The following is a 16,146-nucleotide window of genomic DNA, read 5'->3' as shown; positions in this document are numbered from 1 at the left end:
CCCGGGTGTCCTGCGTTACGGCACTGGGTTTCGGCGCCGCGGTCGGCACCGCCCGGGCTAGGGTTGAAGAGTGACTGACCGGCCCCAGAACCCTGCCCCTACCGACTCCGCTGCTGTCCCGTCCATCCTCTCCCCTACCGAGGGGGAGTCCGAAGCGAAACCGGAGGTCGGCGTCGGGCCCTGGGAAGGCGACTGGCCGGAAGGCGAGCAGTGGGACCCGGACCTCCTTGCGGACGGCGACCGCCGCAACGTCATCGACAAGTACCGCTACTGGAAGCACGAAGCGATTGTCGCTGACCTGGATGCCCATAGGCACGATTTCCACATTGCCATTGAGAACTGGCAGCACGACCTCAACATCGGCACTGTGGTTCGCACCGCCAACGCCTTCCTCGCCAAGGAGGTCCACATCATCGGACGACGCCGGTGGAACCGTCGCGGGGCCATGGTCACCGACCGTTACCAGCACGTCCGCCACCACCCCACCGTGGAGGATTTCGTGGAGTGGGCGCAGGGGGAAGGGCTGGCCATCATCGGCATCGACATCTTCCCCGATTCCGTGCCGCTGGAAACATACGAACTTCCCCGCAACTGCGTGCTCGTGTTCGGGCAGGAGGGCCCCGGCCTGACTCCCGAGGTGCACGACGCCGCCGTCGCGACCTTGTCGATCGAGCAGTACGGTTCCACACGCTCCATGAATGCGGCGTCGGCTGCGGCCATCGCGATGCACGCGTGGATCCGCAGGCACAACTTCGGCCAGCGGGTCTCCTGAGCGGACCCCCTCTCCTTGGAGGACCCCGGCTCCTAGCAGGACCCCTGGGACAAAAGATCCGCAAGTGTTACCCGCCTCCGTGACCGGAAACACGGTGCCGGATTCTTCAGTCGCTAGGATGGTGCCTAGCCGTATAGGTCTACTCCAGGGTCAACAAAACCCACAGACGAAAATCAGCATAGGAGTCAGCATGCCCATCGCAACCCCAGAGATTTACTCCGAGATGATCGACCGCGCGAAGGCCGGTGGATACGCGTTCCCGGCAGTGAACGTCACCTCGTCGCAGACCCTGAACGCCGCCATCCGCGGCTTTGCCGAGGCCGAGTCGGACGGCATCATCCAGGTCTCCACCGGTGGTGCGGCTTACTGGTCCGGCGCCTCCGTCAAGGACATGGTTGCCGGCTCCCTGGGCTTCGCGGCTTTCGCCCGCGAGGTCGCCAAGAACTACAACGTGAACATCGCCCTTCACACGGACCACTGCCCGCAGGACAAGCTGGCTGATTTCGTCCTCCCGCTGCTGGCTGCTTCCGAGGAAGCCGTCAAGGCCGGCAAGGACCCGATCTTCAACTCGCACATGTGGGACGGCTCGCACGAGACGCTGTCCGAGAACCTGCGGATCGGCCGCGAACTCCTGGGCCGCGCAGCTGCGGCCAAAATCATCCTCGAGGTTGAAATCGGCACGGTCGGCGGCGAGGAAGACGGCGTCGAGAACGAGATCAACGAGAAGCTGTACACCACCACCGAAGACGCCCTCGCGACCATCGAGGCACTCGGCGCCGGCGAGAACGGCCGCTACCTGACTGCCCTGACCTTCGGCAACGTCCACGGCGTGTACAAGCCGGGCAACGTCAAGCTCCGTCCCGAGCTGCTCAAGCAGATCCAGGCCGAGGTCGGTGCCAAGATCGGCAAGACCAACCCGTTCGACCTCGTCTTCCACGGCGGCTCCGGCTCCACCGAGCAGGAAATCGCGGATGCCGTTTCCTACGGTGTCATCAAGATGAACATCGACACCGACACCCAGTACGCGTTCACCCGCCCGGTTGCCGGACACATGTTCTCGAACTACGACGGCGTCCTGAAGGTCGACGGCGAAATGGGCAACAAGAAGACGTACGACCCGCGCGTCTGGGGAGCCTCCGCCGAAGCCGGCATGGCCGCCCGCATCGTGGAAGCCGCGAAGCAGCTCGGTTCGGTAGGCAAGACCTTCTAATGTCCGACGAATTCCGCAAGAACCTGATGGGACCGGAGCCGACGCTCCTCCCTGCAGAGACCGAGATCTACCAGCACCTTGCCTTGGGGCAGGAAGCACTGGACCTCGTCGCCAAGTACCCCACGTCTTCACTGCTGTGGGCGATCCTGGCCGAGGAAGCTTGGGCTGACGGCCGGACCATCGATTCCTACGCGTATTCCCGTGTGGGATATCACCGTGGACTGGATTCGCTGCGCCGCAACGGTTGGCGCGGCGTCGGGCCCATCCCGTGGGAGCACGAGCCCAACAGGGGATTCCTGCGCGCTCTTTACTCCCTCGGCCGGGCATCCTCTGCCATCGGCGAAGCCGAGGAACCGGAGCGGATCGAGAAGTTCCTGAACGACTCCGATCCCGCCGCGAAGGCAGCGATCGAAGGCTAGGAAAACTTAGTTAAACGCCGACGGCGGCCGCCCACTCAGGTGGGCGGCCGCCGTCGCGCTTTCCCGGCCCAACTGACTCGCAGTTAATGACCCTTCTATGGTTCGTCAAGCGTGGCTGGGTGTTGGGTTTGTGTTGTTGAGTGTTCGGTAGATCCGTCGGGCGAGATAGCGTTTCACGCACCGGCGGATCTCCCTTTTGGTCCGTCCTTCGGCTTGTCGTTTCTGGACGTATCCGATGGTCTCGGTGTCGAAGGTCATCCTGCTGAGGGCGATCATGTGCAGGGCTTTGTTCAGGGTTCTGTCGCCGCCGCGGTTGAGCCGGTGCCGGACGGTGTTCCCGGAGGAGGCCGGGATCGGGCTGACCCCGGCCAGGGAAGCGAAGGCGGCCTCGGAACGGACCCGGCCCTGATGGGACCACGCGGTCAGGCAGATTGCGGCGGTGACGGGACCGAATCCGGTTTCCTGCAGCAGGGGCGCGGCTTCGCTGATTTCGACCAGTTCGGTGATCCGGGAGCCGTTGGTTTTGATGTCCGCGTCGAGTTCGCTGATGTGTCTGGCCAGCCGGACCGCTTCGGAGCGGGCAACGGACAATGCCAGCGGTTCTTCGCGGGCCCGCCAACGGGAGACCTCGGCGATCTGGGTTCCGGTCAGGGGTTTGCGGGCGTCCAGGCCCAGATCGTTCACCCTCAGGAGCGCGGTCAGTGCGTTCACGGACCGTGTGCGCTCGGTGGTCATGGACTCCCGCGCGGTGACCAGGACCCGCAAGGCTGCACGGATCCCTTCGTTCAGCCGCGGGCGGCGCAGCTGCTGCTCCCGGAGGGGCAGGACGGCCGCGGCGATCCGGTGCGCGTCCAACACATCGGACTTGCCGACTCCGCGGTGGGTGCGGGCGTCCATCCGGGCGGCTTCGGCGACCTGGTAGCCGGCGGCGCCGACGGCACCGGCGAGCAGGGCGCCATAGGACGCGGCGCCCTCGATCACCCACAGGGTCCCCAGATCGGCGCCGGTGCGGCGCGCGACCCAGGCGATGGCCCGGTTGATGCCGGCGCTGGTGGTCGGGAAATCCCGGGTCTGGAGCAGTTCCCCGGTAGCGGTGATGATGGCGTAGACATGGTTTTTGGCGTGGGTGTCGACGCCGACGACAAACGGGTGGGAATGCGCAACGATAGTCATAGCGGTTCCGGCACTTTCCTCTATTTCGCGGATATGGTCAGGGCCGCAAACGGCCGGTACCAGTCCGGGTAGAGGTCACTTCGGAACAGCACTGTGACGAGCCACGCCCCGTCAAACAGGGCGGGCAACCTTCTGATCAAGTCACCGAGGTGGGCCGGGCAGGTACCGGCCGCCCACCCCGCGGACGGACAAGTCACTAAAATGGCACCCCGACGGGGCCAGCCGTTATGTGAGTCACGACCGCAGGGCGGAACGGCCAGCACCTACTCTGCCAGCCAGTCCCAGACCAGCCACTCCAATCCTCATAGTCGTTATGAGGCGTCATAACGGCAACAAATGCAAGTCAGTTGGGCCGGGCGGCCAGGGTTCCCTGGCCGAGCTTGCGAGGCGAGGGTGGCGGTGGGGACAGTTGGGCCGGGCGGGTCCTAGGAGACGGGGGTGAGCCCGGTCCGGGCCATGGCCTCGGCGTAGGCGCCATGGATGAGGTCCAGGTACTCCTGCTGGCGCGTGGGGGAGCCAGCGAAGGAGCGTCCACCAAGCGAGCGGACCTTGAATGTCTTGAAGCCCCTCCGGTGGATGCTCTGCGGTGCGGCCTTCATGAGCTGGTCTGCCAAACGATGGGCTTCGTTGCCGTGGGCTACCAGCACGGAGGTGCGCGGCACGATCGCCAGGAGACGCAGGAGCGGCTTGAGGCCTTCGGTGATGTTGGCGGGAGTCAGCTTGCCCGGCTCGCCGTCGGGCTCGATCCACGGGTAAACGTTCCACGGCATCATGAGTTCCGGACGCAGCCCCAACTGCCACTGCATGCCCACCATGCGGGTCGCGGCATCCGCGTCACCTGGGATGATGAAGCCCGAGCCCTCAGTGGTGCGGGTGTTGGAGAAAAGGCTGATGATGCGGCACTCGTCGACGCTGTGGACGGGGTCCACGTAGAGGACTTCGCTGCCCGGCTTCTGTTCTTTGAGGGAATCGCAAAGCCCCGTGACCTCGGCGATGTGGGGTTCGAAACGTCGGTTCCAGAGCTGCTCTTCGAGTGTTTCAGTCGCCAGGTCTTGCATATGGGCTTTGGTCTCCTAGGTGTAGCGAGGCGCACTTATCCGGCCGGGAGCGGTTTGCCGCGACCGGTCAGATTGGATGCAGTGTTGGGGGCTGGTTAACTCTACCGGAACGACGGTGAGCTGTGGGGTGAATCGGGACTTCTGTGTTGGGTCTCTCGATGGCGGGAGCCGGATTTGGCATAAAGCGGCCGTGCATTAACGGAAACGGCACCGTCCCGATGGATTCGGGACGGTGCCGTTTCGGAAGCGCCTGCTACTGCTTGTTCTCGTTCTGGTCGTCGCTTTCCTTGGTCCGGGAAACCACGGTGCCGTTCGATTCGTTGAGGATGAGCTTCACGTCCCGCCCGTTGTCGAAGTTGAACATCGCGTTGATGGAGCCGGCCTTGGCGTCTGCCGATGAGTCGCCGATCTGGCCGGTGTGCCAGTTGTCCTCGATGAAGCGAAGGATGGATGACTGGTCCGTCTGGGTGTGGTCCACGAAGTTCTTCTTGGCGAACGGGGAGATCACGACGAGCGGCTGGCGCGGGCCGGGGCCGCAACGGTCGGCATAGCCTCCGGCCATCGGCACACCCTTGTTGTAGGCGTTGAGGCACCACGCGGCGTCGTCGGTGGTGTTGGAGGAGTTCTTCACACCGGCAGCGACGTGGTCATACCAGCCGTCCGAGTCATCGTAGGCGAGGACGATGGCAGTGTTTTCCCAGTTCTTCGAGTTCTGGATGGCGTTCACTTGCTGCGTGATGAACTTCTGCTCGTCCAGGGGATCGGAGTAGCCGGCGTGGCCGTCCTGGTAGTTTCCCGCCTTCAGGAAGGAGACGGCAGGCATGTTGTCCGAGTTGACCACCTTGGCGAAGTCCGTGGTGTCGTACTGGTGGTTCGCCTGGCCGTTGTGTCCGATCTCGTCCACGCTGGCCGGAGCCAGGTGGTGCGGGTTGGACGTTGACTTGTAGTACTGGAACGGCTGGTGGTGCGGGTTGTAGTCAGTCACCGTAGCACCCGCAATGTTGGTGTGGGTGGTCATGCACGCAGCCGGGGTAGTGTCCGTGGCCGGCGTCGTCGGTGCAAAGCCGCCCTGGAACCAGCCCCAGCTGACGCCCTTGTCGTTGAGCAGGTCGCCGACGTTCTTGCCCTGCATGCCCGCGAGGTTGTTTTTGCTTGCGTGGCTCTTGTTGGAGCAGTCGTCGTAGACCGGATCCGGGTCTTCCGTCATGGTGCCGACGCCGTTCGCGTCCGGGAACTTGACCGTGTAGTCGCTGCTTGCCGGCTTGACCGGTTGCCCGGCGGCAGTGAATTCGGTGACGCCGTGGGTCTGGCCGGACACAAGGTTGAGCGCGCCCGGGCTGGACGGGCCGAACACGGTGCTGAAGTGCGAGTCGCTCATGGCGAAGTTCTGGGCGTAGTTCCAGATCCCGGTAACGGTGTTGCCGTCGTAGTAGTCCATGGTGAGCCCGGGACGGCCAAACTGGCCACCCGAACAGGTATCCATGCTCGTGTTTTCGACGAACTTGTTCATCAGGCCACCGTTGTAGGCCTTCTGCTCCGCGGTGTATTCGTGGTCCTGGTCGCACGTAATTGCCTGGCCCGGAGTCAGCCGCTGGGGCTGAACCGAGTTGGGATTGTTAGGTGCCAACAGCTTGTCGTGGGCGAGGGTGGCGATGTTCTTCGGCGTGTTCTTGGCCGCCGTGAACACGGGAGCCGCTGCGCCGCTTCCTTGCTGGGTTTCGCCGGCGGTGTTGGCAGCCTGCGGATAGGTCGCGAAGTAGTGGTCGAAGGAGACGTTCTCGCCGAAAATTACGACGACGTGCTTGATGGGCGTCGCGGTATCTTTGTGGTCGCTATTGGCCGAGGCCGGCGTCATGCCGAACCCGATCATGCCGGCAGCGATCGTGGAGGCTGCGAGTGCGCTCATTCCCGCCGTTGACAGGAGTCGCTTGTTGCGAAAATTCATGGATTTCCCTTCAGGTTCACGGAAAGTGCCCGCCCAACTGACTCGCATTTGTTGTCGTTTAGAGGGCTCATAACGACAACAAGTGCGAGTCAGTTGGGGGTGAGGATTCACAAAGAATGTAGCCGCTCGCTTGGAGCCCAAGGGCCGTTTTCGGCGCTCAATGCGGACTGTTTGGGAAGAGTTCACATTCTGCTCACAGGGAACTTCGAGGGCGCTGTGCCTGTTTTCGTGTCGTCCTCCGACCGTGTGACAACAGGTCCAAGAGCCGCATCGGCTAAACTTGGCTGGTAAGAGCCCCGGAACTCTTGCTGATCCCGCCGGTGAACTTTTGCGAAAGTCTGCGGGCAGGGCCGAAAGATTCGGGGCGTTCTCATGTACGGCGCTGAGCCTTGGTGATCCCGCCAGGACCGGCCCGAAAGAATGGGGGAGGATCCCATGCCAGCTATCGTGATCGTCGGAGCCCAGTGGGGCGACGAAGGCAAAGGCAAAGCAACCGACCTGCTCGGTGGCCGCGTTGACTACGTGGTCAAGCCCAACGGCGGCAACAACGCCGGGCACACCGTTGTGGTGGGCGGTGAGAAGTATGAGCTCAAACTCCTTCCTGCCGGTATTCTGAGCCCGAACGCGATTCCGATCATCGGCAACGGCTGCGTGGTGAACCTTGAAGCGCTGTTCCAGGAGATCGATGGCCTGGAAGCACGCGGTGCCGACACATCCCGTTTGCGCGTCTCGGCCAATGCCCACCTCGTAGCGCCATACCACCAGGTTCTGGACAAGGTCACGGAGCGCTTCCTCGGCAGCCGCGCCATCGGCACCACAGGTCGGGGCATTGGTCCGGCTTACATGGACAAGGTGGCCCGCCTGGGTATCCGCGTCCAGGATGTCTTCGACGAATCGATCCTCCGCCAGAAGGTGGAAGGCTCGCTGCGTCAGAAGAATGAGCTCCTGGTCAAGGTCTACAACCGCCGCAACGTGGTGGTGGACGAGATCGTGGAGTACTTCCTGTCCTACGCAGAGCGCCTGCGGCCGCTGGTCATTGACAGCACCTTGGTCCTCAACAACGCTCTCGACGAGGGCAAGGTAGTCCTCATGGAAGGCGGCCAGGCCACGTTCCTGGACGTAGACCACGGCACGTACCCGTTCGTGACGTCTTCCAACCCGACTGCCGGCGGTGCGTCTGTTGGCTCGGGCATCGGACCCACCCGGATCTCGCGTTCCATCGGCATCATCAAGGCCTACACCACGCGTGTAGGCGCCGGTCCGTTCCCCACGGAGCTCTTCGACGAGATGGGCATGTACCTGCAGAAGACAGGCGGCGAGTTCGGCGTCAACACCGGCCGCCCGCGCCGCTGCGGTTGGTACGACGCCGTCCTTGCCCGCCACGCATCCCGCGTCAACGGCTTCACGGACTACTTCGTCACCAAGCTGGACGTTCTGACCGGCATCGAGCAGATCCCGGTCTGCGTGGCCTACGACGTCGACGGCGTTCGCCACGACGAAATGCCCATGACCCAGACCGAGTTCCACCACGCAGTGCCGATCTTCGAGTACTTCGACGGCTGGACCGAGGACATCACCGCAGCCAAGACGCTCGAAGACCTCCCCGAGAACGCCCGCAGATACGTGCTGGCCCTCGAGAAGCTCTCCGGCACGCGGTTCTCCGCGATCGGCGTGGGCCCGGACCGAGACCAGACGATCGTGGTGCACGACCTCATCGAGGACTAGTCACCAAAAGCGAATTACGACGACGGCGGGTCGCCCTTTCGGGGGCGGCCCGCCGTCGTGCGTTCCGCGCCAAAAAGGCACAAAGAACGCCGTCGAAAAAACTTTTTTGGAATCCGCGTAACCCTTTGGAGTGCCTCGACGATTACCTCTTTGAAAGGCCGAGCTGAAATTTGTCCCCCATCAAGTTTCAGCTCGGCCCTTTTCATGTCTGAAGGGGTTTCGTGGATGTGCAAAAAGTCCGGGAGAGGCCAGCCCCCGGAACCGAAGGCTGGTCCTTGGGCATAGCGGGAGCAGCGGTTAAGCTAGGTGAGGTTGCCCGGCCCTGCCGCGTCTGGGCGGCACCGAGGATCTCGCATGGGTCCGGACATTCGCTCCCCAATGAAAGCCACGCTTCAGTGACCGACGCCTTGACCGATGCAGCATTGCTGGCCCTTCGCGGCCGGGAAGCTGAACTGTTCAGCGCCGTCTACCAGGCCTTTGCGGGCCAAGTGCTCGGCTACCTGACGGCAAAAGGTGTTTCGGATCCCGAAGCTGTCACACAAGACGTCTTTCTTGCCGTCCTGCCTCGCGTCGAGACGATTACGGGCGGTGTCAGTGGTCTGCGGACGTTCGTGTTCTCGGTGGCCCATGCCCGGATGGTGGATGACCATCGTCGGCAAAGCAGGGCACCTGAGCACCACGAGTTTGAACCTGAACGTGACACGCGCCAGTCGAGTTCGGCGGAAGCCGAAGCGATGAACCGCGTGGCGCCCGGGGAAGTCATGGCGCTGTTGGACTTCCTTGGGGAAGATCAGCGGGAAGTCCTGACGCTTCGTATTGTTGCCGGTCTGACCGTGGACCAAGCAGCCGAAATCATGGGGAAAAGCCAAGGCGCAGTCAAGCAACTCCAGCGCCGGGCGTTGAATGCGCTCCGCGAGCACTCGGTAGTAAAGGAATACGTGGCACCATGATGCGTTGGGATTGCAAGGACATTGACCGCGATGCGGTCATCCTCGAGCTCATGCTTGAGGCTGGCCTAACGGACGCCCCCGAAGTCACGGACTCGTTGAAAGCACTGGAATCCTTTGCGTCCATGCCGGCGCCTGTCCCAGGGCCTGCACTCGCGGCGATGCTGGCTGGCTCGACGCCGGGTGACGGCTCCGCCACGACCGCCCGTGACTCTGCAAACAATCTTCCGTTCGACGAGCTCGGCAAACGGCGTCAGTTGCGCAAGCATCGCCCCGTCGTCATTGGTGCCGCCGTCCTGACCGCCATGGGCCTGGGTGTTGGTGGCGTTGCGGCCGCGAGCGGCGGATTCAGCAAAGGAACCCCGGAATTCATGCAGACGCTGATCTCCGGCTGGGCGCCCGCTTGGACCACAGCTCCGCCGTCGCTGGTACCTCCAGCCCCCGCCCAGGACTCCCCGAAAGTCGCGACGCATCCGGCTCCCGCCGACCTGCCGCCGGCGGTGCCCCCAGTGACAGGCGCTTCGGCGGACCCCGTGGTCACTGCCCCAGCTGGCATCGGCGAGGCGCCGCACGAGCCCGTGACGCCAGCGGCCGTTCCCGCCCCTGCAGGCCGGCCAAGCGACGAGCAATCCGAAGCGCCGAAGCAACCGCACACCGAGCCTAAGACCGACTCGCAGGGAATCCCTCCGCAGCCCAAACCGGCCATCCCCTCGGCCCCGACGGCGAAGGACCTCCAAAACGGCGTTCAGCAAGCAGTCGAGAACGCCCAGGACGACGTGTCCCTGAAGCCTGCCGGGCCGTCGCTGCGTTGGCTCCTTGGACTGCTGTCCCGCTAGTAGGCTGAAGCTATGACACACGTCAACGATCCGGCAGTCATTGACCGGCTTATGCGAACAAAGGGCCGCTGGGCAATCGTGGGACTCAGCACGAATGAGTGGCGCTCTGCGTTCGAGGTTGCTCTCTACGTTCGCGACACGATGGGCATGGAGATCATCCCGATCAACCAAAAAGGCGAAGACGTCCACGGTGAAACCGGCTACAAATTCCTTGCCGACGTGCCCTTCGAGAAGCAGCCGATCGACGTCGTCGACTGCTTTGTGAACTCCTCGCGCGTCGGCGCCGTAGTGGACGAAGCGATTGCCGTGGGGGCGAAAGCCGTTTGGCTCCAGCTCGGAGTAATTGACGAGGACGCAGCGGAACGGGCCAAAGCTGCGGGCCTGGACGTCGTCATGAACGCTTGTCCGGCACAGATGGGTTGGCGGAGCGGCATCTAGCCGTCGTTTTCCGTTAACCGGACGCTGGTATGTTTTTGGGGCAATCACCCTTTCGAGATTAGGGAATTTCCATGTGTGACGACCACCCTTCCACCGCCAGCCGACGCACCGCGCTCGGTTTCCTCGGGGCTTCCCTCGTGGCTGGGCTGGGGGCATGCGCGGTCCCGGGAAACCCGTCTCAAGATAGCCCGACGGCGGCTCCCCGCACGGCGGGACCCTCGCCGTCGTCGTCCGCAAGCGGCGCGATGAGTCCCACACCAAGCCCAGCGGGTCCTGTGCGGCTCCGGAACCCCTTCACCCCCGACTTCACGCTGCCGCCTATCCAAGGCGGACTGGCTCCCGTGATTACCAAAATCCCCACCAAACATCCCGTGGTGTTCCTCACGATCGACGACGGACTGGTCAAGTCCCCGGAAAGCGTCCGGCTCCTCGCGGAGAACGGCTACCCGGCCACACTGTTCCTCACGAGCAACACGGTCCGCGACAACCCTGCATTCTTCAAGGCGTTCATGGCGCAGGGGAGCCTGGTTGAAAACCATACGGTCAGCCACAACGTCAACATGACCACGCAATGGGGCTACCAGCGTCAGCTTGACGACATCGCAGGCATGCAGGATTTCGCCCTTCAGCAGTACGGCCGCAAGCCCACCCTGTTCAGGCCTCCCGGAGGTGCCTACTCAACCGCCATGCGCCAAGCCGTTGCCGCCGCCGGCTTGAAGGCGATCGTTACGTGGGAGGCCAAGGCCAATGCCGGGCGCATGGACTACCAGTACGGCAATTCCCTCCGACCAGGCGACATCGTCCTGATGCACTTCCGCCCCGAATTCGCGGCGGACTTCGAGGCATTCCGCTCGGCGCAAGTGGCTGCCGGACTGGAAGTGGTGCTCCTCGAGGACTTCCTGGACGTTGCTTGAGGCGGTCGGTCCGCTAGTCATCGCACTCCGCTAGTCTCGCTACATGGACGCTGCCACACTCCGCCAAATCTGCCTTGCCTTCCCCGGGACCTATGAAGACTTCCCGTTCGGCCCGGAAACCTCGGTTTTCAAAGTCCGGTCCGCTGTGTCCGGCGGATCCAAGCAGGAAGGCAAGATGTTCGCCGCATCCGCCATGGACGACCAGAACTTAGCAGTAAGCCTCAAATGCGATCCCGCCTTGGCTGTGCAACTCCGCTCGGCCCATCCGGAAATCACCGGCGCCTGGCACATGAACAAGACGCACTGGAATGGCGTCCGCTTGGACGGCGCCCTCCCCGACTCCATGGTCCGGGACATGGTGGAGGATTCCTATGACCTCGTGGTTTCCTCGTCGAACCGCAAGCAGCAGGAGCAGCTGGGCTGGGCCCGGCTCGCCAAGGACTGACACGCGGACCCCGTCTGCTGCTTCGGCTAGATTGTGAGTGGACCGCACCTTCCATCGCCTCGAAGCAATCAGGAGGAGCCAGATGCTGGAACAAAAGACCCTCGATGAGCTGTGGAATTTTGAGGACCCCGCGTTGTCGGAAGCCCGCTTCCGCGAAGCCATGGCGGATCCCGCCTACGATGCGTTTGAGCGGGCCGAGCTCGCTACCCAATTGGGCCGGGCGATCGGCCTGCAAGGCCGCTTCGAGGAAGCAGACGCTCTCTTGGACGGGATTGACGCCGAGGAGGAGCCCACCATCGCCGTGCGGATCCTCCTGGAACGTGGCCGCCTGCTCAACTCCGCCGGCCACCCGGCCATGGCCGTTCCGCTCTTTGAACAGGCCGCCGAGATGGGCGACCTCTTGGGCGAAGATTTCCTCGCCGTGGACGCACTTCACATGCTGGCCATCGCGGACTCCGGCCACCAGGAATCATGGACGCGCAGCGCGCTTGAGTACGCCTCCGCCGTCGACGATTCCCGCACCAAACGGTGGATGGTTTCCCTGCACAACAACCTCGGTTGGGCGATGTACGACGACGGTCGCCGCACCGAGGCGATGGTGGAATTCCAGCTCGCTGAGCAGTGGGCCGAGCGGGTAGGAACCGAGCAACAGCAGCAATGGGCGCGCGAGGCCATCGCTCAGTGCGCAAAATCCCTGAATTTACGGGGTTAAAACACCCAAATGACCCCTTCGGACGGCAGGATCGTCAGATCACATTTTGACAAAAGTTGATCGAAACTGCCCTCAAATATTGCTTTTCAATCACTCGTGGTGAAGTATGTCACACGAAGGGCGCGTCGCAGCGGCGGTGCCCGGACCGATCGACTGCCGGCCAAGACGCCGTCAGAGTTCGGTACAACGAGTCTCTGGAGGGTTTTAGGATGAACGTTCAGCAGCAGTCCCTTGCACGCCGCGGTTTCCTTCGCGGCGCGCTGGCCGCGGCCGTGCTTGTGCCGTTGGCCGGTTCGATGGCCTCTTGCGCCGGGGGTGGCGGCGGAGGAACCACTGGTCCAACGGGGACCGTTTCGGATACCAATCCGTTCGGCATGGCAGACAAGTCCACCGTTGACGCCGTGATCTTCAAAGGCGGGTATGGAATCGACTACGTCGACTTCGCGGGCAAGGGCTTCGAAAGCGCACATTCAGGTTCCACCGCCAAGATTTCCCCGTCCACGGACATCGCGCAGGAACTCCAGCCGCGATTCGTCGGAGGCAACCCGCCTGACCTGATCGACAACTCCGGTGCCAAGGCCATCGGGTTCAGCACCATCCTGGCCCAGCTCGAAGACCTCACCAGCGTAGTCAACGCAAAGAACCTCGAGGGCAAGGTCATCAAGGACACCCTCTACGGCGGAGTCCTCGCGCCGGGTACCTTCGAAGGCAAGCTGGCGGCCTTGAACTACGTCCTGACCGTCTACGCAATGTGGTACTCCGACGCCCTGCTCAAGGACAACGGCTGGTCCGTTCCCAAGACTTGGGATGAGATGTACGCACTCGGCGAGCAGGCCAAGGCCAAGGGCAAATACCTCTTCGTGTGGGGCAAGGAAGCCGCCACGTACTACCAGGAAATGGCGATCGCTTCCGCCATCAAGGAAGGCGGACACGACGTCCGCCTCGGATTGGAAAACCTCAAAGCAGATTGCTGGTCCCACCCTGCACTCCAGAGCGTCTTTACCGCCCTGAACAAGATCGTCAAGGCAGGCCACTTCAAGCCCGGCGGTTCAGGCACCCAGTTCACGGCAGCACAGGCACAGTGGAGCAACGCCCAGGAAGCAGTGTTCTACCCGTCCGGTTCGTGGATCGAAAACGAAATGAAGGACCAGACCAAGGCCGGCTTCAAGATGACTGGTGCGCCCGTCCCATCGGTGACCACTAGCTCCAAACTGCCGTACGCGTCACTGCACAGCGCAGCGGGCGAACCCTTCGTGGTTCCTTCACAGGGCAAGAACGTGCCGGGCGGCAAGGAACTGCTCCGCATCATGCTGTCCAAGGACGCTGCCACCAACTTCGCCAAGACGAAGCTCGCGCCCACCATCGTCAAGGACACGGTTCCCTCCGATGGCTTCGGCTCCACGGCACTCGTCTCCCAGACCAAGCTGCTCAGCGACGCGGGCGACAATATCTACACCTGGAACTTCATTGACCTTTACGGCACCAACAAGGACCAGCTGGTTGTGTGGAACACGTTCCTCGATGGAAAGTCCGACGTCGCCACGCTGACATCGGACCTGCAGAAGATCACCGACAAGGTCCGTAACGACAGCTCGGTCAAGAAGATTGAAGTGAAGTGACTTCAGTGAAAGCAAAAACACTCCGGGTCGACGGCGGCGCCTCCGCCGCCGTCGTTCCGGATACCGCACCACCCGTCTACAAGAGGCGGCGCAAGCCCCTGACATTCGACAAGGTCAGTTTCTTCGTGGTCTTCCTGGGCCTGCCCCTGGCGATCTACCTTCTGTTTGTGATTTGGCCTTTCATCCAGGCGTTCGGCTACTCCCTGACGGACTGGAGCGGTTTTTCACCTGACCAGAACTTCATCGGACTTGAGAACTACCGGAAGCTCTTCACGGATGACATCTTCATGAAGGCCATGGGGAACAACATCCTGTTGGTCATCTGCCTGCCCATCATCACGATCATCCTCAGCCTTGTGTTAGCAACGTTGGTGACCGTGGGCGGCAGCAGCAAGGGCCAGATCAAGGGCCTGCGCAATTCCAGCTTCTACCGGGTTGTCTCTTTCTTCCCCTACACGATTCCGGCGATTGCCATCGGCATCATGTGGGGCCAGATCTACGATCCCTCGGGTGGCCTCCTGAACGGCATCCTCACTTCCCTCGGGATGGACCAGTTCAAGTCCTACGCTTGGCTTGGGGATAAGAACACGGCCATGATCGCCACGATGTTCGTGATCGTGTGGGGCTTCATTGGCTTCTACATGGTGCTTTTCGTGGCGGGCATTAAAGGTATCCCGGCCGAGCTGTTTGAGGCGGCCCGGATTGACGGGGCGGGGCGTTTCCGCACTGCCGTGTCGATCACCATCCCGTTGATCCGGGACAACATCCAGACGGCCTACATCTACATGGGCATTTTGGCGCTGGATGCCTTCGTCTATATGGCAGCCCTGAACTCCGGCGGTGGCCCGGACAACTCCACCCTGGTGATGTCCCAGCAGCTCTTCTTCACCGCCTTCACCAAGGGCCAGTTCGGACTGGCCAGCGCCATGGGCGTTGTGTTGGCCGTAGCCACCCTGATCTTCTCCGGCCTCGTGTTCCTGGTCAACAGGCTCACTGGTGGCGACAAGGATGTGTCCCTCTGATGACTACCAAAATTGCCAGCCAGGAAATGAAGTCGCTGCACTTCAACCCTCGCAAACCGGCCACGACTCCCGGAGACAAAGTGGTGGGTGCCGTTTCTCATACGGCCCTGACCATCTGGTCGCTCATCGTGATCCTGCCCTTGTTGTGGACTTTCATGTCCTCCTTCAAGACCTCCAGCGAGATCTTCGCTTCGCCGTTCGCCTTGCCCTCCCAATGGCGCTTCGACAATTACGTCAAGGCCTGGACCGAGGCAGGCATCGGAAGCTACTTCCTCAACTCCGTGATTGTGGTGGGGTCGGCCTTGGTGATCGTCATGGTCCTCGGAGCCATGTGCGCCTATGTCCTGGCGCGCTATGTCTTCTTCGGCAGCAAGGCGATCTACTACCTCATGCTGGCCGGGCTCACGTTCCCGATCTTCCTCGCCATGGTGCCTTTGTTCTTCGTCATGAAGAAAATCGGCCTCCTGAACACCCTGCCGGGTTTGACCTTGGTGTACGTCGGCTTCGCGCTGCCGTTCACGGTCTTCTTCCTGTTTTCCTTCTTCAAGTCGCTTCCTCACGAAATCACGGAAGCGGCTGCCTTGGATGGGGCCGGCGAGTGGCGGACGTTCTTCCAGGTCATGTTGCCGATGGCCAAGCCGGGACTCGCCTCGGTTGCCATCTTCAACTTCCTGGGCTTGTGGAACCAGTTCCTGATTCCGGTGGCCATCAACGCGGCAGGGCCCCGCGTGCTATCCCAAGGACTGGCCGCCTTTGCCGGCCAAATGGGTTATGCGGTGGACTTCGGGGCCTTGTTCGCGGCCGTCACGGTCACCGTCGTTCCCGTGCTGATCGTCTACGTCATCTTCCAGCGCCAGCTTCAGGGTTCGGTGTCGCAAGGCACGTCCAAGTAGCACGGCCAAGCCAAAAAA

General features: G+C 62.5%; 16 protein-coding genes. 13 read left to right on the top strand and 3 right to left on the bottom strand.

Annotation, left to right across the window (positions count from 1 at the left end; genetic code table 11):
* Positions 1-70 precede the first annotated feature (70 nt).
* The 3 genes from ACSVHC_RS09295 to ACSVHC_RS09285 are packed head-to-tail and all read left to right on the top strand — an operon-like array spanning position 71 to position 2,401.
* On the top strand, positions 71-772 hold the full coding sequence (locus tag ACSVHC_RS09295) for a TrmH family RNA methyltransferase (protein ID WP_437772230.1): 702 nt from the start codon (positions 71-73) through the stop codon (positions 770-772).
* Positions 699-1,982 (top strand): class II fructose-bisphosphate aldolase, encoded by a 1,284-nt coding sequence (gene fbaA, locus ACSVHC_RS09290; RefSeq protein ID WP_439180886.1) that lies wholly within the window; start codon positions 699-701, stop codon positions 1,980-1,982. The genes ACSVHC_RS09295 and fbaA overlap by 74 nt, the downstream gene beginning before the upstream one ends.
* Positions 1,982-2,401 (top strand): DUF3151 domain-containing protein, encoded by a 420-nt coding sequence (locus tag ACSVHC_RS09285; protein WP_437772231.1) that lies wholly within the window; start codon positions 1,982-1,984, stop codon positions 2,399-2,401. The genes fbaA and ACSVHC_RS09285 overlap by 1 nt, the downstream gene beginning before the upstream one ends.
* A gap of 105 nt (positions 2,402-2,506) precedes the next feature.
* Here ACSVHC_RS09285 and ACSVHC_RS09280 read toward each other — a convergent pair whose 3' ends face one another.
* The 3 genes from ACSVHC_RS09280 to ACSVHC_RS09270 all read right to left on the bottom strand — a co-directional run bounded on the left by ACSVHC_RS09280 (position 2,507) and on the right by ACSVHC_RS09270 (position 6,577).
* The gene (locus tag ACSVHC_RS09280; RefSeq protein ID WP_437770106.1) at positions 2,507-3,574 is read right to left on the bottom strand and encodes an IS110 family RNA-guided transposase; all 1,068 of its coding nucleotides are present in this window, start codon (positions 3,572-3,574) and stop codon (positions 2,507-2,509) included.
* A gap of 425 nt (positions 3,575-3,999) precedes the next feature.
* Positions 4,000-4,632, bottom strand: coding sequence for a uracil-DNA glycosylase family protein (locus ACSVHC_RS09275; RefSeq protein WP_437772232.1), 633 nt, complete (start codon positions 4,630-4,632; stop codon positions 4,000-4,002).
* 253 nt (positions 4,633-4,885) lie between these two features.
* Positions 4,886-6,577, bottom strand: a complete 1,692-nt coding sequence (locus ACSVHC_RS09270) for a phospholipase C (protein WP_437772233.1) — start codon at positions 6,575-6,577, stop codon at positions 4,886-4,888.
* 435 nt (positions 6,578-7,012) lie between these two features.
* On the opposite strand from ACSVHC_RS09270, the gene ACSVHC_RS09265 reads away from it, so the two are divergent.
* The 10 genes from ACSVHC_RS09265 (at position 7,013) to ACSVHC_RS09220 (ending at position 16,128) form a co-directional block, all read left to right on the top strand.
* Entirely contained in the window at positions 7,013-8,302 is a 1,290-nt protein-coding gene (locus ACSVHC_RS09265; RefSeq protein WP_364541104.1) for an adenylosuccinate synthase, read from the top strand.
* Positions 8,303-8,697: 395 nt separating this feature from the next.
* The gene (locus tag ACSVHC_RS09260) at positions 8,698-9,252 is read left to right on the top strand and encodes an RNA polymerase sigma factor (protein WP_437772234.1); all 555 of its coding nucleotides are present in this window, start codon (positions 8,698-8,700) and stop codon (positions 9,250-9,252) included.
* Positions 9,249-10,085, top strand: a complete 837-nt coding sequence (locus ACSVHC_RS09255; RefSeq protein ID WP_437772235.1) for a hypothetical protein — start codon at positions 9,249-9,251, stop codon at positions 10,083-10,085. Before ACSVHC_RS09260 ends, ACSVHC_RS09255 begins: the two co-directional genes overlap by 4 nt.
* Positions 10,086-10,097: 12 nt before the next feature.
* Entirely contained in the window at positions 10,098-10,523 is a 426-nt protein-coding gene (locus ACSVHC_RS09250; RefSeq protein WP_236814520.1) for a CoA-binding protein, read from the top strand.
* Positions 10,524-10,594: 71 nt separating this feature from the next.
* Complete coding sequence (locus ACSVHC_RS09245) at positions 10,595-11,437, top strand: polysaccharide deacetylase family protein (protein ID WP_437772236.1); 843 nt, start codon at positions 10,595-10,597, stop codon at positions 11,435-11,437.
* A gap of 43 nt (positions 11,438-11,480) precedes the next feature.
* Positions 11,481-11,882, top strand: a complete 402-nt coding sequence (locus ACSVHC_RS09240) for an MmcQ/YjbR family DNA-binding protein (protein ID WP_439180885.1) — start codon at positions 11,481-11,483, stop codon at positions 11,880-11,882.
* A gap of 82 nt (positions 11,883-11,964) precedes the next feature.
* Positions 11,965-12,594 carry a hypothetical protein gene (locus tag ACSVHC_RS09235; RefSeq protein ID WP_236814526.1) on the top strand — a complete coding sequence of 210 codons (630 nt, stop codon included), beginning with the start codon at positions 11,965-11,967 and terminating at the stop codon, positions 12,592-12,594.
* 209 nt (positions 12,595-12,803) lie between these two features.
* A complete protein-coding gene (ngcE, locus tag ACSVHC_RS09230) occupies positions 12,804-14,213 on the top strand; it encodes an N-acetylglucosamine/diacetylchitobiose ABC transporter substrate-binding protein (RefSeq protein WP_437772237.1) in 1,410 nt (469 codons plus the stop codon).
* Positions 14,210-15,235, top strand: a complete 1,026-nt coding sequence (locus ACSVHC_RS09225; RefSeq protein ID WP_437772238.1) for a carbohydrate ABC transporter permease — start codon at positions 14,210-14,212, stop codon at positions 15,233-15,235. The genes ngcE and ACSVHC_RS09225 overlap by 4 nt, the downstream gene beginning before the upstream one ends.
* On the top strand, positions 15,235-16,128 hold the full coding sequence (locus tag ACSVHC_RS09220) for a carbohydrate ABC transporter permease (protein ID WP_437772239.1): 894 nt from the start codon (positions 15,235-15,237) through the stop codon (positions 16,126-16,128). Before ACSVHC_RS09225 ends, ACSVHC_RS09220 begins: the two co-directional genes overlap by 1 nt.
* The last annotated feature ends 18 nt before the right edge of the window (positions 16,129-16,146 follow it).

Origin of the sequence: Arthrobacter sp. KNU-44, from assembly GCF_051843155.1 — a bacterium.
Classification (GTDB): Bacteria; Actinomycetota; Actinomycetes; order Actinomycetales; family Micrococcaceae; genus Arthrobacter.
Note: the sequence above shows the minus strand (reverse complement) of the source record. Positions and strands in the feature narration are given on the sequence as shown.